Annotated in this window: 21 protein-coding genes and 3 pseudogenes; 11 read left to right on the top strand and 13 right to left on the bottom strand. The window is 73.1% G+C overall.

The features are described from left to right. Positions 1-245, top strand: a 245-nt coding sequence (locus tag AC2CJA_RS08115; protein ID WP_484601992.1) for a hypothetical protein, incomplete at its 5' end; no start/stop codon positions are given. 57 nt (positions 246-302) lie between these two features. Here AC2CJA_RS08115 and AC2CJA_RS08120 read toward each other — a convergent pair. Then, entirely contained in the window at positions 303-1,100 is a 798-nt protein-coding gene (locus tag AC2CJA_RS08120; RefSeq protein WP_484601993.1) for an SIR2 family NAD-dependent protein deacylase, read from the bottom strand. A 134-nt stretch (positions 1,101-1,234) separates the two neighbouring features. Between AC2CJA_RS08120 and AC2CJA_RS08125 the strand changes: the two genes are divergently transcribed. The 4 genes from AC2CJA_RS08125 to AC2CJA_RS08140 all read left to right on the top strand — a co-directional run bounded on the left by AC2CJA_RS08125 (position 1,235) and on the right by AC2CJA_RS08140 (position 5,724). Continuing rightward, positions 1,235-3,040 carry a gamma-glutamyltransferase family protein gene (locus AC2CJA_RS08125; protein WP_484601994.1) on the top strand — a complete coding sequence of 602 codons (1,806 nt, stop codon included), beginning with the start codon at positions 1,235-1,237 and terminating at the stop codon, positions 3,038-3,040. A gap of 104 nt (positions 3,041-3,144) precedes the next feature. Next, positions 3,145-3,954 (top strand): inositol monophosphatase family protein, encoded by an 810-nt coding sequence (locus AC2CJA_RS08130; RefSeq protein ID WP_484601995.1) that lies wholly within the window; start codon positions 3,145-3,147, stop codon positions 3,952-3,954. Between the two features lie 36 nt (positions 3,955-3,990). Continuing rightward, positions 3,991-5,415 carry a phytoene desaturase family protein gene (locus AC2CJA_RS08135; protein ID WP_484601996.1) on the top strand — a complete coding sequence of 475 codons (1,425 nt, stop codon included), beginning with the start codon at positions 3,991-3,993 and terminating at the stop codon, positions 5,413-5,415. 105 nt (positions 5,416-5,520) lie between these two features. Continuing rightward, positions 5,521-5,724 (top strand): DUF2191 domain-containing protein, encoded by a 204-nt coding sequence (locus AC2CJA_RS08140; protein ID WP_484602010.1) that lies wholly within the window; start codon positions 5,521-5,523, stop codon positions 5,722-5,724. A gap of 153 nt (positions 5,725-5,877) precedes the next feature. Here the strand turns inward: AC2CJA_RS08140 and AC2CJA_RS08145 are convergent, their stop codons facing one another. After that, on the bottom strand, positions 5,878-7,593 hold the full coding sequence (locus AC2CJA_RS08145) for a BCCT family transporter (protein WP_484601997.1): 1,716 nt from the start codon (positions 7,591-7,593) through the stop codon (positions 5,878-5,880). A gap of 180 nt (positions 7,594-7,773) precedes the next feature. Between AC2CJA_RS08145 and AC2CJA_RS08150 the strand changes: the two are divergent. The 3 genes and pseudogenes from AC2CJA_RS08150 to AC2CJA_RS08160 all read left to right on the top strand — a co-directional run bounded on the left by AC2CJA_RS08150 (position 7,774) and on the right by AC2CJA_RS08160 (position 10,183). Next, positions 7,774-8,892: pseudogene (locus AC2CJA_RS08150) on the top strand (glycerate kinase). A gap of 339 nt (positions 8,893-9,231) precedes the next feature. Next, a pseudogene (locus tag AC2CJA_RS08155) lies at positions 9,232-9,950 on the top strand (ABC transporter ATP-binding protein). Between the two features lie 41 nt (positions 9,951-9,991). Further along, positions 9,992-10,183, top strand: coding sequence for a hypothetical protein (locus AC2CJA_RS08160; RefSeq protein ID WP_484601998.1), 192 nt, complete (start codon positions 9,992-9,994; stop codon positions 10,181-10,183). Between the two features lie 186 nt (positions 10,184-10,369). On the opposite strand, the gene pssA is transcribed toward AC2CJA_RS08160, so the two are convergent. From pssA to AC2CJA_RS08205, 9 genes are all read right to left on the bottom strand, one after another. Then, positions 10,370-11,227 (bottom strand): CDP-diacylglycerol--serine O-phosphatidyltransferase, encoded by an 858-nt coding sequence (gene pssA / locus AC2CJA_RS08165; RefSeq protein WP_484601999.1) that lies wholly within the window; start codon positions 11,225-11,227, stop codon positions 10,370-10,372. Continuing rightward, the gene (locus tag AC2CJA_RS08170) at positions 11,214-11,861 is read right to left on the bottom strand and encodes a phosphatidylserine decarboxylase (RefSeq protein ID WP_484602000.1); all 648 of its coding nucleotides are present in this window, start codon (positions 11,859-11,861) and stop codon (positions 11,214-11,216) included. The genes pssA and AC2CJA_RS08170 overlap by 14 nt, the downstream gene beginning before the upstream one ends. 181 nt (positions 11,862-12,042) lie before the next feature. Further along, positions 12,043-13,248: an acyl-CoA dehydrogenase family protein gene (locus AC2CJA_RS08175; RefSeq protein WP_484602001.1), complete on the bottom strand. Its 1,206-nt coding sequence runs from the start codon at positions 13,246-13,248 to the stop codon at positions 12,043-12,045. 1 nt (position 13,249) lies between these two features. Beyond that, positions 13,250-13,783, bottom strand: coding sequence for a MaoC family dehydratase (locus AC2CJA_RS08180; RefSeq protein WP_484602002.1), 534 nt, complete (start codon positions 13,781-13,783; stop codon positions 13,250-13,252). 136 nt (positions 13,784-13,919) lie between these two features. After that, complete coding sequence (locus AC2CJA_RS08185; RefSeq protein WP_484602003.1) at positions 13,920-14,894, bottom strand: HpcH/HpaI aldolase/citrate lyase family protein; 975 nt, start codon at positions 14,892-14,894, stop codon at positions 13,920-13,922. After that, positions 14,891-16,936, bottom strand: coding sequence for a protein meaA (locus tag AC2CJA_RS08190; protein ID WP_484602004.1), 2,046 nt, complete (start codon positions 16,934-16,936; stop codon positions 14,891-14,893). Before AC2CJA_RS08190 ends, AC2CJA_RS08185 begins: the two co-directional genes overlap by 4 nt. Before the next feature lie 11 nt (positions 16,937-16,947). Beyond that, entirely contained in the window at positions 16,948-18,285 is a 1,338-nt protein-coding gene (ccrA, locus tag AC2CJA_RS08195) for a crotonyl-CoA carboxylase/reductase (RefSeq protein WP_484602005.1), read from the bottom strand. Between the two features lie 400 nt (positions 18,286-18,685). Next, the gene (locus AC2CJA_RS08200) at positions 18,686-19,486 is read right to left on the bottom strand and encodes a TetR family transcriptional regulator (RefSeq protein WP_484602006.1); all 801 of its coding nucleotides are present in this window, start codon (positions 19,484-19,486) and stop codon (positions 18,686-18,688) included. A gap of 107 nt (positions 19,487-19,593) precedes the next feature. Continuing rightward, positions 19,594-21,378 carry a 3-hydroxyacyl-CoA dehydrogenase family protein gene (locus AC2CJA_RS08205; protein ID WP_484602007.1) on the bottom strand — a complete coding sequence of 595 codons (1,785 nt, stop codon included), beginning with the start codon at positions 21,376-21,378 and terminating at the stop codon, positions 19,594-19,596. Between the two features lie 352 nt (positions 21,379-21,730). Between AC2CJA_RS08205 and AC2CJA_RS08210 the strand changes: the two genes are divergently transcribed. Further along, positions 21,731-22,288, top strand: a complete 558-nt coding sequence (locus AC2CJA_RS08210) for a HEAT repeat domain-containing protein (protein WP_484602011.1) — start codon at positions 21,731-21,733, stop codon at positions 22,286-22,288. 255 nt (positions 22,289-22,543) lie between these two features. Here the strand turns inward: AC2CJA_RS08210 and AC2CJA_RS08215 are convergent, their stop codons facing one another. Next, the gene (locus AC2CJA_RS08215) at positions 22,544-22,783 is read right to left on the bottom strand and encodes a hypothetical protein (protein ID WP_206349720.1); all 240 of its coding nucleotides are present in this window, start codon (positions 22,781-22,783) and stop codon (positions 22,544-22,546) included. 310 nt (positions 22,784-23,093) lie between these two features. Continuing rightward, entirely contained in the window at positions 23,094-24,143 is a 1,050-nt protein-coding gene (locus AC2CJA_RS08220; protein ID WP_484602008.1) for an Rv2578c family radical SAM protein, read from the bottom strand. Between the two features lie 151 nt (positions 24,144-24,294). Here AC2CJA_RS08220 and AC2CJA_RS08225 point away from each other — a divergent pair, with 151 nt between their 5' ends. Both AC2CJA_RS08225 and AC2CJA_RS08230 read left to right on the top strand, forming a co-directional pair. After that, complete coding sequence (locus AC2CJA_RS08225) at positions 24,295-24,753, top strand: SRPBCC family protein (RefSeq protein ID WP_484602009.1); 459 nt, start codon at positions 24,295-24,297, stop codon at positions 24,751-24,753. Between the two features lie 156 nt (positions 24,754-24,909). Continuing rightward, positions 24,910-25,329, top strand: a pseudogene (locus AC2CJA_RS08230) (SAM-dependent methyltransferase); the annotation flags it as partial.

Here is a 25,329-nt window from a genome sequence, read left to right on the forward strand (position 1 = left end):
TGCCTCGGCGCGGGGCGGGTTCAGTCGGTGCGGGGGGTGACGTCGAACTGCCGGAACAGGTCGTGGAAGAACTGCTGGAGCAGGGCACGGGCCCGGTCGCGGTCGCGGAGGCGGCCGAGACCGTGGCCGCCGACCCGGCCGCCCTGACGCCCCTGCTGCTGGCGGCCGCGGCAAGGGTCTCCGACCGCCGCCGCCGGGACATCGAAGGGGTACTGGCCAGTGGAGGCCCCGCCGTCGGCCGGTGACCGGCCCGCCCGCCCGCGCCCGTGTCCGGGAGACCCGGCGCGGTCGCGCCGCCCGTCTCAGCCCGCCGCCAACTCCTCCAGCAGCGCCGGCAGTGACCGTCCGACCGGCTCGCGCACCACCCGGTCGGCCAGCGGGTCGTACGGCGTGGGCTCGCCGTTGACGATCACCAGCCGCGCACCGTGCTCGGCGGCGATCCCGGCCAGCGAGGCGGCGGGCTGCACCTGCAGGCTGGTGCCGACCGCGACGAACACCTCGCACGCCCTGGCGATGGCCGGCGCCTCGCCCAGCACCTGCGGATCCAGCGCCTCGCCGAACATCACGGTGGCCGGCTTCAGGACGCCGCCGCACCGCGGGCACTCCGGGTCCGCGACCCCGGCCCGCACCCGCTCCAGCGCCCGCTCCATCCCCGAACGCGCGCCGCACCCGGTGCACACCACGGCCCGCGCGGTCCCGTGCAGCTCCACCACCTTGCGCTCGGGCATCCCGGCCATCTGGTGCAGCCCGTCGACGTTCTGGGTGATCACCCGCACCGGCACCCCGGAGCGCTCCAGTCGCGCCACCGCCTCGTGCGCGGCGTTCGGCCCGGCCCGCAGCGCCGGGCTCTCCAGCCGCATCCGCCAGGAGCGGCGGCGGATCTCCGGATCGTTCATGTAGTGGTCGTAGGTGACGAGCTTCTCGGCCTCGGGGTCCTTGCGCCACACTCCGTCCGGGCCGCGGTAGTCGGGGATCCCGGAGTCGGTGGAGACGCCCGCGCCGCTGAGGAGGGCCACCAGCGGCCTTGGGCCCGTCCCGGTCCCCCCGTCCCGGTCCTTCCCGCCGGAGCCGTGCGCGCCCTGCCTGCCCTGCGTGCTCATGGGTCCGAGCCTACGCAGCCGGGTGCCCGGACCTCGACCGTGTTTCCGCCGGGCCGCGGTGACACACTGCGCCAGGACACGCCGCACCCGCCGGCCGTGCCGCCCCTTGCCGACCGTCCCCGGGAGCCGAACCGATGACCTTCACCACCCGCCCGACCCTGCGGGGCACCTTCGGCATGGTCTCCAGCACCCACTGGCTGGCCTCCGCCTCCGCCATGGCCGTCCTGGAGGACGGCGGCAACGCCTTCGACGCGGCCGTCGCGGCGGGCTTCGTCCTTCAGGTCGTCGAGCCGCACCTCAACGGCCCCGCCGGGGAGGTACCGATCATCCTGGCGCCCGCCGGCCGCCCGGTGCGGGTGCTGTGCGGGCAGGGGCCCGCGCCGCGCGGCGCGACGGTGGAGCACTACACCTCGCTCGGCCTGGAGCTGGTGCCCGGCACCGGCCCGCTGGCCGCCGCCGTCCCCGGCGCGTTCGACGCCTGGATGACGCTGCTGCGCGACCACGGCACCCGCGAGCTCGCCGACGTGCTGAAGTACGCCGTCGGCTACGCCGAGCACGGCCACCCGGCCGTACCGGGGATCGGGGCGACGGTGGAACGGGTGCGCGAGCTGTTCGAGACGGAGTGGACGACCTCCGCCGAGCTGTATCTGCCCGGCGGACGCTCCCCGGCGCCCGGCGCTCTGCTGCGCAACCCCGCCCTCGCCGCCACCTGGCGGCGGCTGCTGACCGAGGCGCAGACGGCCGGGACGGGGCGCGAGAGGCGCATCGAGGCCGCCCGGCGGGTATGGCGCGAGGGCTTCGTGGCCGAGGCGCTCGCCGACTTCGCCGCCCGTCCCGCCATGGACACCTCCGGCGAGCGCCACGCCGGCACCCTCACCGGCGACGACATGGCCTCCTGGTCAGCCGCCTACGAGGAGCCCGTCACCCACGACTGGAACGGCTGGACGGTCTGCAAGGCCGGGCCCTGGTCGCAGGGCCCGGTGATGCTCCAGCAGCTCGCCCTCCTGGCGGACTTGCCCGGAAACGGACCGGAGTACGGCACGGGGGAGTACCTCCACACCGTGATCGAGGCGAGCAAGCTGGCCTTCGCCGACCGCGAGGCCTGGTACGGCGACGCGCGGGGGGCCGGCACCGTACCGCTGGAGGACCTGCTCTCGGGCGCCTACACCGCGCGGCGCCTGGCTCTCGTCGGCGAGAACGCCTCCCACGAGCTGCGCCCCGGAAGCCCCGGCGGACGCACACCCCGGCTCGGCACACACGCGGCCGTGACCGCCGCACGGGCGGAGGACAGCGCGGCCGGCACCGGCGAGCCCACCGTGGCCCGCGACGGCGCGGCCTCCGGCGACACCTGCCATCTGGATGTCGTGGACCGCTGGGGCAACATGGTCAGCGCCACGCCCAGCGGCGGCTGGCTCCAGTCCAATCCCACCGTCCCCGCTCTCGGCTTCCCTCTCGGCACCCGGCTCCAGATGGCCTGGCTGGAGCCCGGACTGCCGAACACCCTCACCCCCGGCCGCCGCCCGCGCACCACCCTCACCCCCTCGCTCGCACTGCGCGACGGGGAACCGGTCCTGGCCTTCGGCACACCCGGCGGGGATCAGCAGGACCAGTGGCAGACCCACTTCCTGCTCGCCGTCGCCCTGCGTGAGCCGGTGCGCGGCGGATATGACCTCCAGGGCGCCATCGACGCCCCGAACTGGCACCACGAGGGCTTCCCCGGCTCGTTCTGGCCCCGGGCCATGCGCCCGGGCGCCGTCACGGTCGAGTCCCGCGCCGGGGAGGCGGCCGTACGCGAGCTGCGGCGGCGCGGGCATCTGGTGACCGTCGGCGGCCCCTGGACGGAGGGGCGGCTGTGCGCGGTCGCCCGCGACCCGGAGACGGGCGTGCTGTCGGCGGCGGCCAACCCGCGCGGCATGCAGGGCTACGCGGTGGGCCGCTGACACCGCGGACCGGACGGGCGGGGAGGCTGTGGGGGAGCCGTCCGTTCACCTCGCGGCCACCCGCCGTCCGGCGGGAACCCCCGGCGGCGTGCTTCCATGGACGGATGATCGACGACGAACTGCTGACGGGTGTCGAAGAGGCCGTGCGCAAGGCAGCCGCGGCCGAGATCATGCCGCGCTGGCGGCAGCTTGCCGAGCACGAGGTGGCCGAGAAGAGCGGCCCGCACGACCTGGTGACCATCGCCGACCGGCGTGCCGAGGAGCACCTGACCGGGGCCCTGACCGCACTGCTGCCCGGCTCGGTGGTCGTCGGCGAGGAGGCGGTGCACGACAACCCGGCGGTCTACGGGGCGCTGGGCGGCGAGGCGCCGGTGTGGATCGTGGACCCGGTGGACGGCACACGCCAGTTCGTCCACGGCGACCCCGGCTTCTGCACCCTGGTGGCCCTCGCCCACGGCGGTACGCTGCTGGCCTCCTGGACGTACGCGCCCGCCCTCGAGGAGCTGGCCGTCGCCGTGCGCGGCGAGGGCGCACGCCTCGACGGCGAGGAGATCCGCTCCGGCAGCCCCGCGCCGGGCGAGCCTTTGGAGGTCGCCCACTCGCACCCGGACTTCACCACCGACGCGCAGAAGCGCTCCCTGGAGGGCCTGTACACCGACGGGGTCGGGCCCCGGCCGTGCGGCTCGGCGGGTCTTGAGTACCTGAACGTGGCACGCGGCGCGCTCGACGCGGTGGCCTTCACCTGGGAGAACGCCTGGGACCACGCCGCCGGGCTGCTGCTGGTGGCCGAGGCGGGCGGCGGTCACGCCACGCTCGGCGGGGGACCGTTCCGCCTGGCGGGCGGCAACGCGCTGCCCTTCACCGCCGCCCGGGACGCCCTGACGGTGCGTCGTATCCTCTCCCTGCTGGCCTGAGCCGGTCAGACCTCAGCGCCGAGGGGAGAATCCGACATGGCGTCGATGCGGGACGTGGTCGTGGTGGGAGCCGGTCCGAACGGGCTCACCGCCGCGGTGGAGCTGGCCCGGCGGGGCTTCTCCGTCGAGCTGTTCGAGGCGATGGAGTCGGTCGGGGGAGGGGCGCGCACCGAGGAGCTGACGCTGCCCGGCTTCCGGCACGATCCCTGCTCGGCCGTGCACCCGCTGGGTGTCGGCTCGCCCGCCTTCTCCGCGATGCCGCTCACCGAGCGGTACGGACTCGAATGGCTCCACCCCGAACTGCCCCTGGCCCACCCCTTCCCCGACGGCACGGCCGGGGTGCTGGCACGCTCGCCGGCCGGGACGGCCGCCTCCCTCGGGCCGCGCGACGCGGGGACGTACCGCCGGCTGGTGGCACCGTTCCTGGGCCGCTGGACGACCCTGGCCGGGGACTTCTTCAAGGTGCCGTGGGACGGGCTGCCCCGCGACCCGGTCACCCTGGCCCGCTTCGGGCTGCTGGGCCTGCAGCCGGTGGACTGGCTGGTGCGCCGCTTCCGCGACGAGAGGGCCCGCGCGCTGATGTTCGGGCTGGCCGCCCACGCCATCGGCCCGACCACCTCGCCCGCCACCGGCGGCATCGCCCTGGTCTTCGCGCTGGCCGCGCACGAGGTCGGCTGGCCGATGCCGCGCGGAGGCTCCCAGTTCCTGTCCGACGCGCTCGCCGCCTACCTGCGCGATCTGGGCGGGCAGGTCCACACCGGGTTCGAGGTGCGGCGGCTGGACGAGCTGCCGCCCGCCCGCGCCTACGTCTTCGACACCTCGCCCACCGCGCTGGCCCGGATCGCCGGGCTGGGCGACGCCTACCGGCACTTCCGCCACGGCGCCGGAGTCTTCAAGATCGACTACGCCCTGGACGGCCCGGTCCCGTGGACCTCCGAGGCCGCCCGCCGCGCCGGGACCGTCCACATCGGCCCCTCCGGCGGCGAGATCGCCGCCGCGCTGCGCGCCGCCTCCACCGAGGGCGTCCAGCCCGACCCGCCGTTCCTGATCACGGCCCAGCCCACCGTGGTCGACCCGGGCCGGGCGCCGGAGGGCAAGCACGTCTTCTGGGCGTACGGCCATGTGCCGCGCGGCTGGAGCGGGGACGCCACCGAGGCGATCGAGCGGCAGATCGAGCGCTTCGCGCCCGGCTTCCGCGACCGGGTGCTGGCCCGCGCCACCGCGGGCCCGCCGGAGCTGGCGGCCCGCAACGCCAACTACGTCGGCGGCGACATCGCCTGCGGCGCCTTCACCGGACTCCAGACGCTGCTGAGGCCCGGGCTCGCCCGTGTCCCGTACGCCACCGCCCATCCGGCCGTCTACCTGTGCTCCTCGGCCACCTGGCCGGGCCCGGGCGTCCACGGCATGTCCGGCCACAACGCGGCCAAGGCGGTCTGGCGCCGCCTGCGGTCGCGCGCCTAGCACGCGGCCCGGAGGCCCAGACCCCGCAAGGCGCTCCCGGACTCCCGGCTCCGGCCGGTTCCCGCGATGGGCTCCCCGCCCGGCCGGACGGTGGCCGGTGCCGCCATGGCGAAGGCGGAGATCTCGCTCGACACCGAACCGGTCGCCGAGGTCATGGTGTTGAGCGGGATCGGCAACCCCCGCGACGCGATCGAGGCGGTCGTGCGCGACTACGTCGCACGCGGCCACCGCACGGAGACGCGCACGGGCCAGGAGGCGGAGGCCCGGCTGCGGGAGATCGACACGACGCCCGGGATCCAGGAGGGCTGAGCCGGCCGCGGGGGGAGGGGCCCCGCGCCGGTGCCGTGACCGGGCAGGTCACACCCGTGAAGAAGCCGCGCCCCCGGCCGGTACGGCCGGGGGCGCGTACGCCGGGCCTCTTCCGGCGGGGCGGGGCCCCGCCGGAAGAGGCACACGGAGGCGTCAGGATCCCTGCGAGTCCTCCCCGTCCCCTGCGGAGGCCTTGCCGCCCCCGGCCGCCCGCCGCAGCCGCGGATGGCGACGGGCGCTCTGCTCCTCGCTGACGGCCTCGCCGACCATCGCCCGGATGGCCTCGCGCGCCCCGTGCAGCGGATGGTGGCGGGGCGGCCCGGCGCCCGGGTCCTCGCGCAGTTCCTTCACCAGCGACCAGCACAGTGCCAGCATCACCACGACGAAGGGCAGCGCCACCAGGATCGTCCCCGTCTTCAGCCCCTCCAGGCCACCCGCGAGCAGCAGGACGGCGGCCACCGCCGCCATCAGCACACCCCAGACGACGACCAGCCACTCGCGCGGGTGCAGCGCGCCGCCGGAGGTCAGCGAACCCATCACCAGGGAGGCGGAGTCGGCGCTGGTGACGAAGTAGGTCATCACCAGGATCATCGCGATCACCGAGGTGACCGTGCCCAGCGGAAGGGCCTCCAGCAGGCCGAACAGCGAGGCCTCCACACCGTCCTCCAGCCGTCCGGCCATGTCCGCCTCGCCGGTGGCGTCCAGCCGCATGGCGCTGCCGCCCATCACGCAGAACCAGACGACCGTGGCGCCGCTGGGCACCAGCAGGACGCCGGTCAGGAACTCGCGGATGGTGCGGCCGCGGGAGATGCGGGCGATGAAGGTGCCCACGAACGGCGCCCACGACAGCCACCAGGCCCAGTAGAAGATCGTCCAGGTGCCCAGCCACTCCTTGCTGCCGAACGCGCCGGTCCGGGACGAGAGCACCACGAGGTCCTGGAGGTAGGCGCCGATCCCCGCCGGGATCGCGTCGAGGATGAACACGGTCGGGCCCAGCAGGAAGACGAAGAGCATCAGCAGGGCCGCGAGCACCACGTTCATGCTGCTGAGCCACTTGATGCCCCGGTGCAGTCCGGAGAACGCCGAGATGACGAACGCGGCCGACAGCACCAGGATGACGAGCAGCTGCAGTTCCCTGCCGTCGTCCCAGCCGACCGTCAGGTTCAGGCCCTTGGCCACCTGCAGGGCGCCCAGGCCCAGACTGGTGGCGGTGCCGAAGACCGTGGCGAAGACGGCCAGCAGGTCGATGATCCGGCCGGGCCAGCCGTTCGCGCGGCGCTCGCCCAGCAGCGGGACGAAGACCGAACTGATGCGGTTGCCGCGGCCCTTGCGGAAGGTGACGTAGGCCAGTGCGAGGCCGGCCACGCCGTAGATCGCCCAGGGGTGCAGCGTCCAGTGGAAGAAGGAGTACTCCAGCGCCACACGCTCGGCGGCGCCACTGCCGCTCTGGACGTCGCCGAAGGGCGGCGGGTCGACGTAGTACGTCAGCGGCTCGCCCACGCCGTAGAACATCAGGCCGATGCCCATGCCGGCGCTGAACATCATCGCGATCCACGCCAGGTTGGAGAACTCCGGCTCGTCGGAGTCCCTGCCGAGCCTGATCCGGCCGAAGCGGCTGATCGCGATCACCGCGCACAGCACCAGGAAGAGATCGGCGGCGAGGGTGAACAGCCAGCCGAAGTTTCCCAGTACCCAGTTCAGCGCGGTGGTGGAGACGGAGGAGAAACCGTCCGTGCCGATGGCCGCCCAGGCCACCACGGCCAGCACGGCCACCACCCCGATGGCGATCACCTTGGTGTCCGGAGGCGGGTCCTCCCGGGCCGTCTCCGGAGCGGGTTCCTGGGGGGGAGTGCTCACATCGGTGCTCATATCACCCAACTATGAAATGGTTCTTCCGGTTCGTCGGACGGGCGCGCCGAGCGGCCACGGGCCGTCCAATGGCGCATCGTGGTCCCACCTGCCCGCCGCCGGTAGGGTCTAGACGGCGCGACAGCCTGTTCGAGACACAAGAGAGACCGCGTGGAAACGACACACACCGAAACAGGCCGCGTGCTGATCGCCGCGGACAAGTTCAAGGGGTCGCTCACCGCCGCCCAGGTGGCCGAGCACACCGCGGCCGGGATCCGCCGGGCCCGCCCCGGCACCCGGGCCGAGACGCTGCCCGTCGCGGACGGCGGGGACGGCACCGTCGACGCGGCGGTCGCCGCCGGATTCGCCCTGCGCCAGGCGGCGGTCACCGGGCCTCTGGGCAAGGCGGTCACCGCCTCCTACGCGCTGCGCGGCGACACCGCCGTGGTGGAGATGGCCCAGGCCTCCGGCCTCCAGAGGATGCCCGAGGGCGTCCTCGCCCCGTTGTCGGCCACCACCTACGGCACCGGCGAGCTGCTGCTCGCGGCGCTGGAGGCGGGGGCGCGCACGATCGTCCTCGGTGTGGGCGGCTCCGCCACCACCGACGGCGGCGCGGGCATGCTCACCGCGCTCGGCGCCCGCCTCCTCGACGCCGGCGGCAGCCCCCTCCAGCCCGGCGGCGGACCGCTGCGCCATCTGGCCACGGCCGACCTGTCGGGCCTGGACCCGAGGCTGAAGGACGTCGAGCTCATCCTGGCGAGCGACGTGGACAACCCGCTCACCGGGCCTCACGGGGCCGCGGTCGTCTACGGTCCCCAGAAGGGGGCGCGGGAGGAGGACGTGGAGCTTCTGGACGCCGCGCTCGCCCGCTACGCCCGTGTGCTGGAGACCGTCCTCGGCCCGCGCGCCGCCCACCTGGCCCAGCGGCCCGGCGCGGGCGCGGCCGGCGGCGTCGGCTAAGCGGCCCTGGCCGCGCTCGACGCCTCCTTCCGGCCCGGCATCGAGGTGCTCCTGGAGGTGCTGGGCTTCGCCGAAGCCCTGGAGCGTGCCGATCTGGTGATCACCGGCGAGGGCTCGCTGGACGCCCAGACGCTGCGCGGCAAGGCCCCCGCCGGGGTGGCCGCCGCCGCCCGCGCCGCGGGCCTGCCCGCGGTCGCGGTGTGCGGGCGCCTGGCCATCGGCGAGGAGGAGCTGCGGGCCGCCGGGATCGAGGCGGCGTACGCGCTGACCGACCTCGAACCGGATCCGGCCGTCTGCATGGCGCAGGCCGGACCGCTGCTGGAGCGGGTGGCCGAGCGGCTGGCGGCCGACCGCCTGTGACCTGCCCTTGAGGGTGTGTCGCGAAAGTCCCGTCCGCGGGCGCACGACGCCGTCCTCACAACACGCCGAGGGCCCGGTCCGCACCACGCGGTCCGGGCCTTCGGCCTGCCCGGCGCGGCCTCCCTCCCGCGCCCTCTCCCCTCCCTTTCCGTAACGCCCCGCCGCCCGGGAGCGGAGGCCGCGGGTCCGCTGTGCCCGTGCACAGCCGGGCCCGGTCCCCCTGGTCACCGGCAGCGATTCGCCCACCGGCCGTGGACGGCCCTTCGCGGCCGGTGCTGGGGTGAGCGCCGTGATCCCGGTGGAGCACACCGGGGACAGGACGGAGGAAGAGGAGGGCCGATGACGGCCGCTTCGCTGGAGGTCCGGGGGGTGTCCGTGGGCTACGGCCCGGTACGGGCGCTGAACTCGGTCTCCGTTGACGTACCCGAGGGCGCGGTGGTCGCCGTCCTCGGTGGCAACGGCGCCGGCAAGACCACCGCGCTCCGCGCGGTCTCGCGCACCCTGCGCTTCCACGGCGGGACGATCGCCTCCGGCACGGTCTCCTTCGCCGGGCGGCGGCTGGACGGCCTCACCCCGCCCAGGTGGTGGCCGCCGGAGTGGTGCAGGTGCCCGAGGGGCGGCAGGTGTTCGCCCGGATGACCGTGGCCGACAACCTCCGCGCCGGTGCGCTCGGGGCGGCCGGGGGCCGCCGGGCGGCGGCCGAGGCGCAGGCACGGGTCCAGGAGCTGTTCCCGGTGCTGGCCGAGCGGACCCACCAGCGGGCCGGACTGCTCTCCGGCGGCGAGCAGCGGATGCTCGCCATGGGCCGTGCCCTGATGGCCCGCCCCAAGCTGCTGCTTCTGGACGAACCCTCCCTCGGTCTGGCCCCCCTGATGGCCGACCGGATCGCCGAGACCGTACGGGAGATCAACGCCCGGGGCACCTCGGTGCTGCTGGTCGAGCAGAACGCCGTGATCGCGCTGCGGCTGGCCTCCGTCGCGGTCGTGCTGGAGGTGGGGGAGGTGGTGCTGTCGGGGGACGCGGACGAACTCGCCGCCTCCGACGAGGTGCGGCGCTGAAGCAGGCGTGCGACGACAAGGACCTCACCCGGGAGGGCGTGGTGAAGGCGCTGACGTCCATGGAGGACCACGACGGGGGCTTCGGCATCCGGCACGACTTCACCGACCCGAGGCTGCCCTCGACGCGGGAGAGCTTCATCCTCAAGCCGGACGGCGAGACCGAGGGCGGGCTGAAGGTGTACCGCGAGGCGGAGGTCTCGAACAACGCGCAGACGTTCTCCTTCCAGGGGTGACCGCGCGCCGGCCGGGTGGTCAGCGCCCACCGTGACGGGGGGCGGGTGGTACGGGGCCCGGGCCCGCCGCCTTCTCCTTCCGACGCCTCCTCGCGAATCCGCTGGTGTATCCCGGCGCGGGCCGGGAAGACGCGGACCAGGAGGAGAAGGCGGGAAACACTCGGGCGCCGACCGTCCCCGCCGTGGCTAGGGCTGAGCCGCCGCCCGTGCCTCACGGCGGTTGCCGCGGAAGGTGTTGACCCGGCGCGCGGTGGCGAACAGCGGGATCACCGCGCCCAGCACCAGCTGCAGCGCGCAGCCGGTCTGCAGCAGCAGCTCACCGCCCGGTGCGTCGAAGGCCCAGGCCGTCAGCAGGCCCATGCTCAGCACGATCCAGCCGAGCATCGCCACGGCCAGCAGCCCGCGCGGCTTGGGGTACTCCACCCGGCTCACCATCAGCCAGGCCACCCCGACGATGGCCAGCAGCGTCGGGACGAACGGCAGTTCCAGCAGTACGATCGAGACGACCGTCAGCGCCCCGAAGGGGCTGGGCATGCCCTGGAACACCCCGTTGGGCAGGGTGACACAGGAGAACCTGGCGAGTCGCAGCACCACCGCCAGCAGCACCACGATGCCGGCGAGCGCCGAGACGCCCTGGTGCGCGTCGTTGGCCACCATCCCCCAGACCAGCACGAAGTACGCGGGCGCCAGGCCGAAGCTGATCAGGTCGGAGAGGTTGTCCAGCTCCGCGCCCATCGCCGAACTGCGCAGCTTGCGCGCCACGAGCCCGTCGAAGAGGTCGAAGACCGAGGCCAGCAGCATCAGCATCACGGCGGTCGCGGCGCTGTGCCGGGCCATGCCACCGTCGCCGTTGCCCGTCAGGTGCGGGATCAGGACGCCGGTGGTGGTGAAGTACACCGCCAGGAAGCCGCAGGTGGCGTTGCCCAGGGTGAGCGCGTCGGCTATCGACAGCCGCATGGACAGCGGCATGTCGCCCATCTCGTCGCCGTCCTCGTCCGGATCGGCCTCGGGGACCCACTGGGCCTTGGGGTCAATCACGGTCAAGGCGAGTCACCCCCGCGGTCGTGGGCTGGCCGACCTCGACGGCGACCTCGACGCCCTCCGGGAGGTAGAGGTCGACGCGGGATCCGAAGCGGATCAGGCCGATCCGCTCACCCTGCTCGACCTTGGCGCCCTGCTCGACGTAGGGCACGATCCGCCGGGCCACGGCACCGGCGATCTGGACCATCTCGATGTCGCCCAGCTCGGTGTCGAAGTGCCAGACGACGCGCTCGTTGTTCTCGCTCTCCTTGTTGAACGCCGGAACGAACCCGCCGGGCACATGCTCGACGGACGTCACCGTACCCGCCAGCGGGGCGCGGTTGACGTGGACGTTCAGCGGGCTCATGAAGATCGCGACGCGGGTGCGTCCGTCCTTCCAGGGCATGATGCTCTGGACCACGCCGTCGGCCGGGGAGATGACGCGACCCTGGGCGATCTCTCGCTCGGGGTCGCGGAAGAACCACAGCATGCCCGCCGCCAGGGCGGTGGCGGGCACTGCCGCCACCGCCGCGCCTCTCGAGCGCCTGGCGCGGGCCAGGCCGAGGGCGGCGGTGGCGACGGTCGGGAGGAGCCACGGCGACGCTCCGCGCGCGAGACGGATACGGCCGCGTTGTGCAGAGGATGGGCTGTGGGGCATGAATGACCTTCGTAGCGGAGGGGGGCCGCGTAAACACGGGGGACGGCGGCTTTCCCGGGATGCTATCGGTTATCGGTGGCAACTGGGCAAGCCAGAGCACCTGTCGGGATCGCGGGCTCCCCGGAAGGCCTCGGTTCGGGGTGTTGCCCCTTTGGAGGGGCAACACCCCGAATGAGGCATTCTACCCCTGGATCTTGTACTCCTCCAAGAGCCGGCGTCCCACGATCATCTTCTGGATCTCGGCGGTGCCTTCGCCGATCAGGAGCATCGGGGCCTCACGGTACAGCCGTTCGATCTCGTACTCCTTGGAGAAACCGTAACCGCCGTGGATGCGGAACGCGTCCTCCACGACCTCCTTGCAGTACTCCGAGGCGAGGTATTTGGCCATCCCCGCCTCCAGGTCGTTGCGCTGCCCGGAGTCCTTCTTCCGCGCGGCGCCCACCATCAGGGCGTGCGCCGCCTCCACCTTGGTGGCCATTTCGGCCAACTTGAACTGGATTGCCTGGTGCTGGGCGATCGGCTTGCCGAAGGTGTGCCGCTGCTGGGCGTAGGAGACACCCAGCTCGAAGGCGCGCTGGGCGACCCCGCAGCCGCGCGCGGCCACGTTGACCCGGCCGACCTCGACGCCGTCCATCATCTGGTAGAAGCCGCGGCCGCTCGCGCCCCCCAGGACCCGGTTCGCCGGGACGCGCAGGCCGTCCAGGAGCAACTCGGTGGTGTCGACGCCCTTGTAGCCCATCTTGTCGATCTTGCCGGGGATCGTCAGACCCGGCCTGACCTCGCCGAAACCCGGCTCCTTCTCGACCAGGAAGGTGGTCATCGACCTGTGGGGCGCGGTGCCTTCGGGGTGGCCCTCGTCGGTGCGGCACAGCACCGCCACCAGCGAGGAGGTGCCGCCGTTGGTCAGCCACATCTTCTGGCCGGTCAGGACGTACTCGTCGCCGTCGCGCACGCCCCTGGTGGTGATGGCCGACACGTCCGAGCCCAGGCCCGGCTCGGACATCGAGAAGGCGCCGCGGACCTCGCCGGCCGCCATCCTCGGCAGGAAGTACTCCTTCTGCTCGTCGGTGCCGTGCTGCTTGAGCATGTACGCGACGATGAAGTGGGTGTTGATGATGCCGGACACGCTCATCCAGCCGCGGGCGATCTCCTCCACGCACAGGGCGTAGGTGAGCAGCGACTCCCCGAGACCGCCGTACTCCTCCGGGATCATCAGGCCGAAGATCCCCAGCTCCTTGAGGCCCTCCACGATCTGGGCCGGGTACTCGTCCCGGTGCTCCAGCTCGGTGGCGACCGGGATGATCTCCTTGTCGACGAAGCCGCGGACGGTGGAGACGATCTCCCGCTGGATGTCCGTCAGGCCCTCGGTCTGTGCCAGGCGTCCCATGTCACTCGCCTCCCTTTCCGGAGTCCCGCCCGTCCGTGCGCGGCTCGGGGCGGCCGGGCTGCGCACCTCCGCGCGCCTCGATGTACTCGGCGGTGGGCACCATCACCTTGCGGCGGAAGACGCACACCAGGGTGCCGTCCTGCTTGTAACCCCTGGTCTCGACGTGGACGATGCCGCGGTCGGACTTCGAGCGCGACGGCGTCTTGTCCAGGACGGTGGTCTCGCCGTAGACCGTGTCGCCGTGGAAGGTCGGCGCCACGTGCCGCAGCGACTCGATCTCCAGGTTGGCGATCGCCTTGCCGGAGACGTCCGGCACGGACATGCCCAGCAGTAGCGAGTAGATGTAGTTGCCGACCACCACGTTCCTGCCGAAGTCCGTCGTCCTCTCGGCGTAGTTGGCGTCCATGTGGAGCGGGTGGTGGTTCATGGTCAGCAGGCAGAACAGGTGGTCGTCGTACTCCGTGACCGTCTTGCCGGGCCAGTGCCGGTAGACGTCCCCGACCTCGAACTCCTCGTAGGTGCGGCCGAACTGCATGGTGTGGGTCTCCGTGGTGTGGTGGAAGAACGGGATACCGGACCGGGCCGCCCCCTCCCCTCCCCGCCCTTCCCCCGCCCCGTAGGCGGAGGGGAAGGGCGGGGAGGGGACCGGGAGCGGCCCGCGGTGGTGGGGCTCAGGCGGCAGGCGGCTCGAACTTCGAGGTCCGCTCCATGCCGGCGGCCCGGCCCTTGCCCGCGATGACCAGCGCCATCTTGCGGCTGGCCTCGTCGATCATCTCGTCGCCGAGCATCGCCGAACCCTTCCTGCCGCCCGCCTCGGAGGTGAAGTACTCGTAGGCGTCCAGGATCAGCTCCGCGTGGTCGTAGTCCTCCTGGGAGGGGGAGAAGACCTCGTTGGCCGCCTCGACCTGACCGGGGTGCAGCACCCACTTGCCGTCGAAACCGAGGGCCGCGGCGCGCTCGGCGACCGCCCGGAAGCCGTCCACGTTCTTGATCTGCAGGTAGGGGCCGTCGATGGCCTGCAGGTCGTGGGTGCGGGCGGCCATCAGGATCCGCATCAGGATGTAGTGGTAGGCGTCGGCCGGGTAGCCGGGCGGCTGCTCGCCCACGACCAGGGACTTCATGTTGATGGAGGCCATGAAGTCGGCCGGGCCGAAGATGATGGTCTCCAGCCGGGGCGAGGCGGCGGCGATCTCGTCGACGTTCACCAGGCCCTTGGCGTTCTCGATCTGCGCCTCGATGCCGATGCGGCCGACCTCGAAGCCCATCGTGGTCTCGATCTGCGTCAGCAGCATGTCCAGCGCCCTGACCTGGGCGGCGTCCTGGACCTTCGGCAGCATGACGCAGTCCAGGTTGGGGCCCGCGCCCTCGACGACCGTGATCACGTCGCGGTACGTCCAGTGGGTGGTCCAGTCGTTGACCCGCACCACCCGGGTCTTGCCCGTCCAGTCGCCCTCGTTGAGGAACTTCACGATGGTGTGCCGGGCCTCGGGCTTGGCCAGTGGGGCGCAGGCGTCCTCCAGGTCCAGGAAGACCTGGTCGGCGGCCAGGCCCTGGGCCTTCTCCAGGAAGCGGGGGTTGCTGCCCGGGACCGCGAGGCATGAGCGGCGGGGACGCAGCCGGTTCACCGGGGATGCGGGCGTGGTCATGCGGGGACCTCCAGGGGGTCGAGCTTGTTCGCGGTGCGGATCTCGTCGACGATACGGCCGATGATCTCCGTGATGCCGAAGTCCTTCGGGGTGAAGACCGCCGCCACCCCGGCGGAACGCAGCGCCTCGGCGTCCGCGTTCGGGATGATGCCGCCGACGACGACGGGGATGGGGGTACCGCCCGGGCCGCCGGGCCCGAGGGGATCGTCCACACCCGCCAGACGCAGCCGGTCCAGCACGTCGGGCACCAGTTCGGCGTGCGAGCCGGAGAGGATCGACAGCCCCACGCAGTGCACGTCCTCGGCGACGGCCGCCGAGACGATCTGCTCGGGGGTGAGCCGGATGCCCTGGTAGACCACCTCGAAGCCCGCGTCGCGGGCCCGTACGGCGATCTGCTCGGCCCCGTTGCTGTGCCCGTCCAGACCGGGCTTGCCCACCAGCAGGCGCAGCCTGCCGCAGCCCAGCTCGGCGGCCGTGGCCGCCGCCTTCCGGCGTACCTCGGCCAGTCGCGAGCCCTCCTCGGCCGGGGTCGCCACCGGCGCGGAGCTCACGCCGGTGGGGGCCCGGTACTCGCCGAAGACGTCGCGCAGGGCCCAGGACCACTCACCGGTGGTCACCCCGGCGCGGGCGCACTCCAGGGTGGCGGGCATCAGGTTGTCCCGGCCGGCCGCGGCCCGCTTCAGCTCGGCGAGCGCCCGGTGGGCGCGGGCCTCGTCCCGCCCGTCGCGCCACTGCTGGAGGGCGGTGACGACGCTGCGCTCCACCGCCGGGTCCACGGTCATGATGGCCGTGTCCAGGTCGGCGGTGAGCGGGTTGGGCTCGGTGGACTCGAAGCAGTTGACCCCGACGATCCTCTCCTCGCCGGACTCGATGCGGGCCCGGCGCTCGGCGTGCGAGGCCACCAGTTGCGACTTCAGATAGCCGGACTCCACCGCGGCCATCGCGCCGCCCATCTCCTGGATGCGCTCGATCTCGGCGAGGGCGCCCTCGGCCAGCTCGGCGGTCCTGGCCTCGACCACGTGCGAGCCGGCGAACAGGTCGTCGTACTCCAGCAGGTCGCTCTCGTGGGCCAGGACCTGCTGGATGCGCAGTGACCACTGCTGGTCCCAGGGCCTGGGCAGGCCGAGCGCCTCGTTCCAGGCCGGCAGCTGCACGGCGCGGGCGCGGGCGTCCCTGGAGAGGGTGACCGCCAGCATCTCCAGCACGATGCGCTGGATGTTGTTCTCCGGCTGAGTCTCGGTCAGCCCCAGGGAGTTGACCTGGACCCCGTAGCGGAAACGGCGGTGCCCGGGGTCCTCGATCCCGTACCGCTCGCGGGTGATCCTGTCCCAGATGCGGGTGAAGGCCCGCATCTTGCACATCTCCTCGACGAAGCGGACGCCCGCGTTGACGAAGAAGGAGATGCGCCCGACGACGTCCCCCATCCGCTCGGCGGGTACCTGCCCGGAGTCGCGCACCGCGTCCAGCACCGCGATGGCGGTGGACATGGCGTAGGCGATCTCCTGCACGGGGGTGGCCCCGGCCTCCTGCAGGTGGTAGCTGCAGATGTTGATCGGGTTCCACCTGGGCATGTGCGCCACGGTGTAGGCGATCGTGTCGGTGGTCAGGCGCAGGGAGGGGCCCGGCGGGAAGACGTGCGTCCCGCGCGAGAGGTACTCCTTGACGATGTCGTTCTGCGTCGTCCCCGACAGCCCGGAGATGTCCGCGCCCCGCTCCTCGGCGACCACCTGGTACAGCGCCAGCAGCCACATGGCGGTGGCGTTGATGGTCATCGAGGTGTTCATCCGCTCCAGGGGGATGTCCTGGAACAGCCGGCGCATGTCGCCGAGGTGGCAGACGGGGACCCCGACCCGGCCGACCTCGCCGCGGGCGAGGACGTGGTCGGGGTCGTAACCGGTCTGGGTGGGCAGGTCGAAGGCGACCGACAGGCCGGTCTGCCCCTTGGCGAGGTTGCGCCGGTACAGCTCGTTGGACGCCTCGGCCGTGGAGTGCCCGGCGTACGTCCGCATCAGCCACGGACGGTCTTTCTGGCGCTCAGCCATGGGGATGACCTCTACACGTTCCGGAAGCGGTTGATGGCGTCGACGTGCCCGGCCCGCATCTCGGCGTCGCGCACGCCCATGCCCTCGCGCGGGGCCAGGCACAGCACGCCGACCTTGCCCTGGTGGACGTTGCGGTGCACGTCGTGGGCGGCCTGGCCGGTCTCCTCCAGGGAGTACGTCCTGGACAGGGTGGGGTGGATCTTCCCCTTGGCGATGAGGCGGTTGGCCTCCCACGCCTCGCGGTAGTTGGCGAAGTGGGAGCCGATGATGCGCTTGAGCGACATCCACAGGTAGCGGTTGTCGTAGCTGTGCATGTAGCCGGAGGTCGAGGCGCAGGTGGTGATGGTGCCGCCCTTGCGGGTGACGTAGACGGAGGCGCCGAAGGTCTCGCGGCCCGGGTGCTCGAAGACGATGTCCACGTCCTCGCCGCCGGTCAGCTCGCGGATGCGCTTGCCGAAGCGCTTCCATTCGCGCGGGTCCTGGGTGTGCTCGTCCTTCCAGAAGCGGTAGCCCTCGGCGGTGCGGTCGATGATCGCCTCGGCGCCCATGGCGCGGCAGATGTCGGCCTTCCGCGGGGAGGAGACCACGCAGATGGGGCTGGCGCCACCGGCCAGGGCCATCTGGGTGGCGTAGGAGCCCAGGCCGCCGCTCGCGCCCCAGATCAGCACGTTGTCGCCCTGCTTCATGCCGGCGCCGTTGCGGGAGACCAGCTGCCGGTAGGCGGTGGAGTTGACCAGGCCGGGGGCGGCGGCCTCCTCCCAGGACAGATGGCCGGGCTTGGGCATGAGCTGGTTGGACTTCACCAGCGCGATCTCGGCCAGGCCGCCGAAGTTGGTCTCGAAGCCCCAGATGCGCTGTTCGGGGTCGAGCATGGTGTCGTTGTGGCCGTCGGCGTTCTCCAGCTCCACCGACAGGCAGTGGGCGACGACCTCGTCGCCGGGCTGCCAGGCGTTGACGCCGGGGCCGGTGCGCAGCACCACGCCCGCCAGGTCGGAGCCGATGACGTGGTACGGCAGGTCGTGGCGCCTGGCCAGTTGTGAGGTGCGGCCGTAGCGCTCCAGGAAGCCGAAGGTGGAGACCGGCTCGAAGATCGAGGTCCACACCGAGTTGTAGTTCACCGAGGAGGCCATGACCGCCACCAGGGCTTCGCCGGGGCCCAGCTCCGGCAGGGGCACCTCGTCCAGGTGCAGGGACTTGCGCGGGTCCTTCTCCCGGGTGGGCATCCCGGCGAACATGTCGGCCTCGTCCTTGTGCACGGTGACCGCGCGGTAGGACTCGGGCAGCGCCAGGTTGGCGAAGTCGGCGGGCTTGCTGTCCGACGCGAGGATCGCGTCCAGGATTTCCTTCACTGTGGCCTCCGGCGAGCGTTCGGGGACGCTTGAGGGGTCGCTGGGGTCTTCTTCGGTCTCTGTGTGAGCTGCTGGTGCCGTCGGTTCGGCGGTGGTGCTGCGGCTCGGCGCGGTAGCGCTGAAGGTGCCTGTGACGCAGGCGCCCGGGCGCACGGCAGTGACCGCGGGGACAGTGCCCGGACAACACTCACGCTATGGCACTGCGTGCCAGCACACAAGACACTGCGTGCCAAAAATTTCCCTCACTTGTCACCGGGGGTGCACGTATGAGCGGGGCGCAAGTGAGAGCGGCCGCCTCCCGGGGGAGGCGGCCGTGTTTCTGTGTCCGATTATGTCTGTCTGCGACTGTTTATGTTCGCATGTGCCGGTTCTCGCTCGTGTCCGATGTGCCGCGCGGTACTCAGTCCCGCCGCAGGGCCTCCTCGATCGTGCGCATCACCTGGTCCAGCGGGGCGTCCGTGCGTGCCACCGCCACCAGCACCTCGCCCCTCCGGCCGGCCGGACCGATCGTTCCGGCGGAGCCGGCCGGCAGGTCGGACGCCGTCCGGCCGGCGACGAAGCCGGTGCCGAAGGTCCGCCGCACGGTGGCGAAGGCCCGGTCCAGCTGGGCCTCCACATCGCCCCGGCCCCCCGCGCGCAGCCAGCGCCGCAGCACGTGGTTGTGCGCGGTGACCACCGCCGACGCCGCCACCTCGGCCAGCAGCGGCTCGTCCGGGCCGTCCTCGTCGCCGTCCCGGTGGACCACGGCGGACTCGTCGAAGTGGCCCAGCAGGTACCGGGTGAACAGCCGCTCGTAGCGGGCCACGGACGCGATCTCCCGCTCCCGCAGCGTGGGCACCTCCCGGGTGAGGCGGTAGCGCTCCACCGACACCGCGGGGGAGGCCGCGTACATCCGCATGACCTCCTTGATGCCCCGGCACACGGTGTCCAGCGGGTTCTCGTGCGCGGGCGCCGCGTCCAGCACCGCCTCGGCACGCTCCAGGGTGTCGTCGTGGTCCGGGAAGATCGCCTCTTCCTTGGAGCGGAAGTGCCGGAAGAAGGTGCGCCGGGCCACCCCGGCCGCGGCCGCGATCTCGTCGACCGTGGTCTCCTCGTACCCCTTGGTGGCGAAGAGTTCCATCGCGGCCGCGGCCAGTTCACGGCGCATCTTCAGACGCTGGCTGGGCACGTTGGGGCGGGCGGACCGAACGGACTGCGGCATGTGTGGAACGTTACACGGCGCGCCGCCGCCGGCGGGCGGGCCGCCGGGATCCAGCAGTCCGCCCCAACCGGAGTCCGCCCCGGGCGGGAGCGCCGGGTCCGCCGGGCTCACCGCCTCGCGTACTCGCGGAAGCCGCGCCCGCTCTTGCGGCCCAGGCAGCCCGCCGCGACCAGGTGCTCCAGCAGCGGCGCCGGAGCCAGGCCCGGCTCGCGGAACTCCTCGTGCAGCACCTTCTCGATCGCCAGGGAGACGTCCAGACCGACCACGTCCAGCAGCTCGAACGGGCCCATCGGGTAGCCGCCGCCGAGCTTCATGGCCGCGTCGACGGCGTCCATGTCGGCGTAGTGCTCCTGCACCATCTTGATCGCGTTGTTCAGGTACGGGAACAGCAGCGCGTTGACGATGAAGCCCGCCCGGTCGCCGCAGTCCACCGGGTGTTTGCGGACCCTGGCGCACACCTCGCGCACGGTGGCGTGGACGTCGTCGCCGGTCAGGACGGTGCTCACCACCTCCACCAGCTTCATCGCGGGGGCGGGGTTGAAGAAGTGCATGCCGATCACGTCCTGCGGGCGGGAGGTCGCGCAGGCGCAGGCGACCACCGGCAGCGAGGAGGTGGTGGTGGCCAGGACCGCGCCCGGCCTGCACACCTCGTCCAACGTCGCGAACAGGCCCTTCTTGACCTCCAGGTCCTCGGCCACCGCCTCGACCGCCAGGTCCACGTCCGCCATCGCGGACAGCGAGCCGGCCGGGGTGATCCTGGCGAGCGTCTCGTCGCGGGCCCCGGCGTTCATCCGGCCCTTCCTCACCGACCGCTCCAGCGAGGAGGCGATCCGGTCCCTGGCCTTCTTGGCCTTCTCCTCGCCGCGCGCGACCAGCACCACGTCGTAGCCGGCCTTGGCGAACACCTCGGCGATGCCACTGGCCATCGTCCCCGAGCCCGCCACGCCGACGGAGCCCACCCGGCGCGGGGCGCCCCGCAGTCCGCCCTCGCGCGGGGTGAGCGCGTCCGGCACCACCGTCGCCGAACCCGGCGCGTCGTAGGTGTAGAAGCCGCGTCCGGCCTTGCGGCCCGTCAGGCCCGCGGCGCTGAGCTGGCCCAGGACAGGGGCGGGGGCGTGCAGCCGGTCGCGGGACTCGGCGTACATCGCCTCCAGCACGGTGCGGGCGGTGTCGACGCCGATCAGGTCCAGCAGGGCGAGCGGGCCCATCGGCAGACCGCAGCCCAGGCGCATCGCGGCGTCGATGTCCTCGCGGGTGGCGTACTTCGACTCGTACATGGCCGCGGCCTGGTTGAGGTAGCCGAACAGCAGCCCGTCGGCGACGAAGCCGGGCCGGTCGCCGACCGGGATCGGCTCCTTGCCCAGATCGGCGGCGAGAGCGGTGACCGCGGCGACCGCCTCGGGGGAGGTGAGCACGCAGGAGACGATCTCCACCAGCCTCATCGCGGGCGCGGGGTTGAAGAAGTGCATCCCCAGCACGCGCTCGGGGTGCGCGGAGTCGGCCGCGAGCCGGGTGACCGACAGGGCGTTGGTGCCGGTGGCGATGACGGCGGCCGGCTTGACGATGCCGTCCAGTTCGGTGATGACGTGCTGCTTGAGGCCGTAGTCCTCCGGCACCACCTCGATGACCAGGTCGGCCTCGGCCGCGGCCTGGAGGTCGCAGAAGGTGCGGAAGCGGGCGAGGGCGTCGCGCCGCTCCTGTTCGGTGATCCGCCCGCGCTCCACGGCGCGGGCTGTGGACGCCTCCAGCGCGGTGACGGCCCGGCGGGCGGCGTTCTCGTCGGTGTCGATGCCGATGACCTCGCGACCGGCGCGGGCCAGCACCTCGGCGATGCCGGTGCCCATGGTGCCGAGGCCGACCACGGCGACGGTGGTGAGGGTGGGACGGTCCATCACGGGACTCCAGGGAAGAGGAAGAGACGGTGACGACTGCGGGGGAGAAAGAGGGGGAGAACGGCGGGCGGGGCGCACGGGAGCGCCGGGCCCGCGGCGTCACGCGGGTGTGGAACGAGCGAGAGCGGCCCTGTCCCGGGGCCGTGCTCGACCTGCGTGTACGCGTGCTGAACCGACTGCACACCGGACGGCCGCGTCACCAGGCCGTCCGACTGAGCGGGGGTACCGCTCCGATGAGCAGGCTAACTTGCGGGTAACCCGAATGCCAGAGGGTAGACCGCTTCCAGGAATGTGGCACCTACCACAGGGAGGTGACGTGCCGGTGGGCAGGGCGGGCACGGTGGACCGCGAAATGGTGGACCGTCTGCGGGCCGAGGCGGATCCGGAGGAGTACGGGCGGCTGCTCGTTCTGGCGCGGCGGGACACGGCCGCCGCCCGTGACGCGCTGGCCGCCGAACTCACCGCTCCGGCGCGCCCCTTGTGGGCCCGCGAGCTGGCCGCCTGCACTCTGGGGCGGGCCGGGGACCCCCGGGCCTTCGAGACGCTGGTGTTCCTGCTCAACCACCGCGAACCGGCCCGCTGTGCCGCCGCGGCCCGCGCCCTGCTGCGCCTGGGGGATCCGCGTACCGCCCGCGCCGCCGCGGCGCTGGCGACCAACGAGCTGCGCACCTCCTACGCGTTGCACCCCGTACGGCTGCTGGCGGCCCTGCGTGCGCCGCAGTCCGCGCCGACCCTGATCCGTGTCCTGGACCGGCTGCTGGCCGGCCCCGTCCACCACTGGCCGGTGGCCCGCGCCTGCGTGGACGGGCTCGGGGCGCTGGGAGATGCGCGGGCCCGGCTGGTGCTGCTGGCCGCGAGGGAGCGCGAGGAGCTGCGCGCGGCGGCCGACGAGGCGCTGCGCAGGCTCTGACCCCGCGGGGCCGGTGCCGGCGGGACGGGGGCGGCCCCGCCCCGGCGTGTTCAGCCGTCCGCCCGGAGCGGGAACCCTTCCCCGGCGTAAGGGATGGCGCGACCGTCGGGCTGCGAAACGCAGGCCGTTCGCGTGCGGCGCCTTGTGAAGCGCGACACAGGGTGTTCCCGGGGTTCCGCTTCGAAGAAAGGAGGCGGGGCCAAGGCGGCGGGATGAACCCCGCGCCCCGGACGCCGGGCGCGGGGGCGGCGGCCGTCAGTAGCTCCACCAACTCCCCTCGGAGGGCTGCGGGATCCAGGTGTAGATGCCGCTCTCGGCGGGGCCGCGCCGCCAGACGGCCCGTACGCGGTCGGCCGGGTACTCCTCCAGGCAGTCCCACACGCCCAGGGAGTCGGTGTCCTCGATGACGATCTGGCCGTCGGCGGTGCGCCCGGCGCGCCCCGCCTCGACCAGTCTCTCCCGGCCATCCGTGAGTTGCAGCTTGAAGACGGCCATCCCTGATGCCTTTCCCCCGGCGGGACCGCCGTGCGGTGGCGGCGGACCGCGGGTCTTCCGGTGCCTGCGGTGTGGTTTGGGAGCGGCCACCCCCGAGGCTCCGGACGACGACGCAGCGGTGGCCCCGGAGGTGGCGTGGAAGCAGGCCGACGATGTCGGCGAGCGGTCTTACTCTAACGCAGGGGGAGAATCGCAGCGCCTCCTGGAACCCTGGTGGAGGCGCCCGAACGGGGAGACGGGGCGGGATGTGACGGGACGTCGGCGAAGGGGCGGGTGAGGGGGCGAGCGCCGTGCGCGCCCCGGGCGGACCTCACAGCAGGGTGAGCTGGACCGGGCCCGGTCCGGCCCCGGGGGCGCAGGCCGGCCGGGCGCCGAGGAGGCCGGCGCCCCGGTGCGCCCCCGGCCCGGACGGCCCGATGCCGTACTCCTCGGCCAGTTCGTGCACCTGCCGGGTGATCCGGCGCTGGTACCACCTCGGGGCGTAGGCGCCGTCGGTGTACAGCCGCTCGTAGTGGCCCACCAGGCCCGGGTGGTGCCGGGCCAGCCAGGCGGTGAACCACTCGCGCGCACCTGGCCGCAGGTGCAGCGCCAGCGGCGTGACGGAGGTCGCGCCCGCCGCCGCGATCGCCCGCACCGTCGCGCGGAGCCGGCCGGGGCTGTCGGAGAGGTACGGGATGACCGGCGCCATCAGCACACCGCAGCCGATGCCGTGGTCGGTGAGGGCGCGCACCACCTCCAGGCGCCGTTCGGGGGCCGGGGCGCCGGGCTCGACGGTGCGCCACAGATCCTCGTCCAGGAAGGCGACCGACACCGAGACGCCCACCTCGGCCACCGCGCCGGCCGAGCGCAGCAGGTCCAGATCGCGCAGGATCAGGGTGCCCTTGGTGAGGATGGAGAACGGGTTGGCGTGGTCGCGCAGGGCGGTCAGGATGCCGGGCATCAGCCGGTAGCGGCCCTCGGCGCGCTGGTAGCAGTCGGCGTTGGTGCCCATGGCTATGTGGTGGCCCGGCCAGCGCGGGGAGGCCAGCTCCCGGCGCAGCAGCAGGTCGGCGTTGGTCTTCACCACGATCTGGGTGTCGAAGCCGGTCCCGGTGTCCAGGTCCAGGTAGCCGTGGCTGCGCCGGGCGAAGCAGTACACGCAGGCGTGCGAGCAGCCGCGGTAGGGGTTGACGGTCCATTCGAACGGCATCCGGGAGGCGCCCGGTACCCGGTTGATGATCGAACGGGCCCGCACCTCGTGGAAGGTGATGCCTTTGAACTCGGGGGTGTCGACCGTGCGCGTGACCACGTCGGCGCCGAAGAGGGCGGCCTCGGTGCCGCCCGCGCCCGGTCCGTCCCGGTGCGGATTGTCCCAGCGCATACGACCTCCTCGTTCCACCCGCACAAGAATAGAACACCTGTTCCCTTCATGGGTAACCCGGATTTGGGCGGGCGCGCCGCGGGTGGTTGGCTGGCGTCAGCGGCCGCCGCGAGGGCGACGGCCGGCCACCGGGACCACCAGGGGAGCAGTCATGGCGCAGGTCGAATCCACCACGCAGCGCGAGATCGCGGCCCGCCCGGAGGAGGTGTTCGACGCGCTCGCCGACTACAGCGGCACCCGCGGCGGGCTGCTGCCCGGGCAGTTCAGCGAGTACGAGGTGCGCGAGGGCGGCGACGGCAAGGGCACGCTCGTCCACTGGAAGCTCCAGGCGACCTCCAAGCGGGTCCGCGACTGCCTGATGGAGGTGGACGAGCCGATGGAGGGGCAGCTGGTCGAACGCGACCGCAACTCCTCGATGGTCACCACCTGGACCGTCACCCCGGGGCCGGCCGAGGGCACCTCGCGGGTCACCGTCACCACCGTCTGGCAGGGCGCGGGCGGCGTCGGCGGCTTCTTCGAGCGCGCCTTCGCCCCCAGGGGGCTGGCCCGCGTCCACGACGAGCTGCTCGCCAACCTCGCCGCCGGGACCGAGGGCCGCGCGGACGCCTGACCGTCCTGCCGCGCCCCGGCCCGCCGTGTCCCGCCCCGCGGCACCCGCGCCCGGACCGGGGCGCGCCCGGACGCACGAACCGCGCCGGACGGGGTAGGCGGGCTCTCCCGGCGGCCGCACCCCGCGGCCCGCGGAGAAGACGAGGGAGAGACCCCCGTGAACGCCACACTCGAAGACGGCGGCTCCTCGCAGGGCATCTGGAGCACCGACCCCGCGATCACGGCCGCTGTGCACATGCCGATCTTCGAGAAGTACTTCGCCCCGGACCTGCCGCTGGTCGACGCCGACTGCGGCAGCGGGGCCCAGACGGTCTTCCTGGCCGGGCGCTTCCACCCGTGCGTAGGGATCGACCGCTCGGCCGCCGTCCTGGAGCGTGCCCGCACGGCGGTGGGGGAGGGGGCCGGCGGCCGCTCCGCCCCCGACTTCCGGCAGCTCGACGCCGCCGACCCCGCCGCGATGCGGCGGCTGCACGAGGAACTGGGCGACGCCAACGTCTACCTGCGCGGCGTCCTGCGGCGCGGTGGTCCCGCCGGCCGCGCGCGCGTCGCCGAGTCCGTCGCCGCGATCGTCGGGGAG

This window comes from Streptomyces sp. ATLC9, from assembly GCF_057196705.1.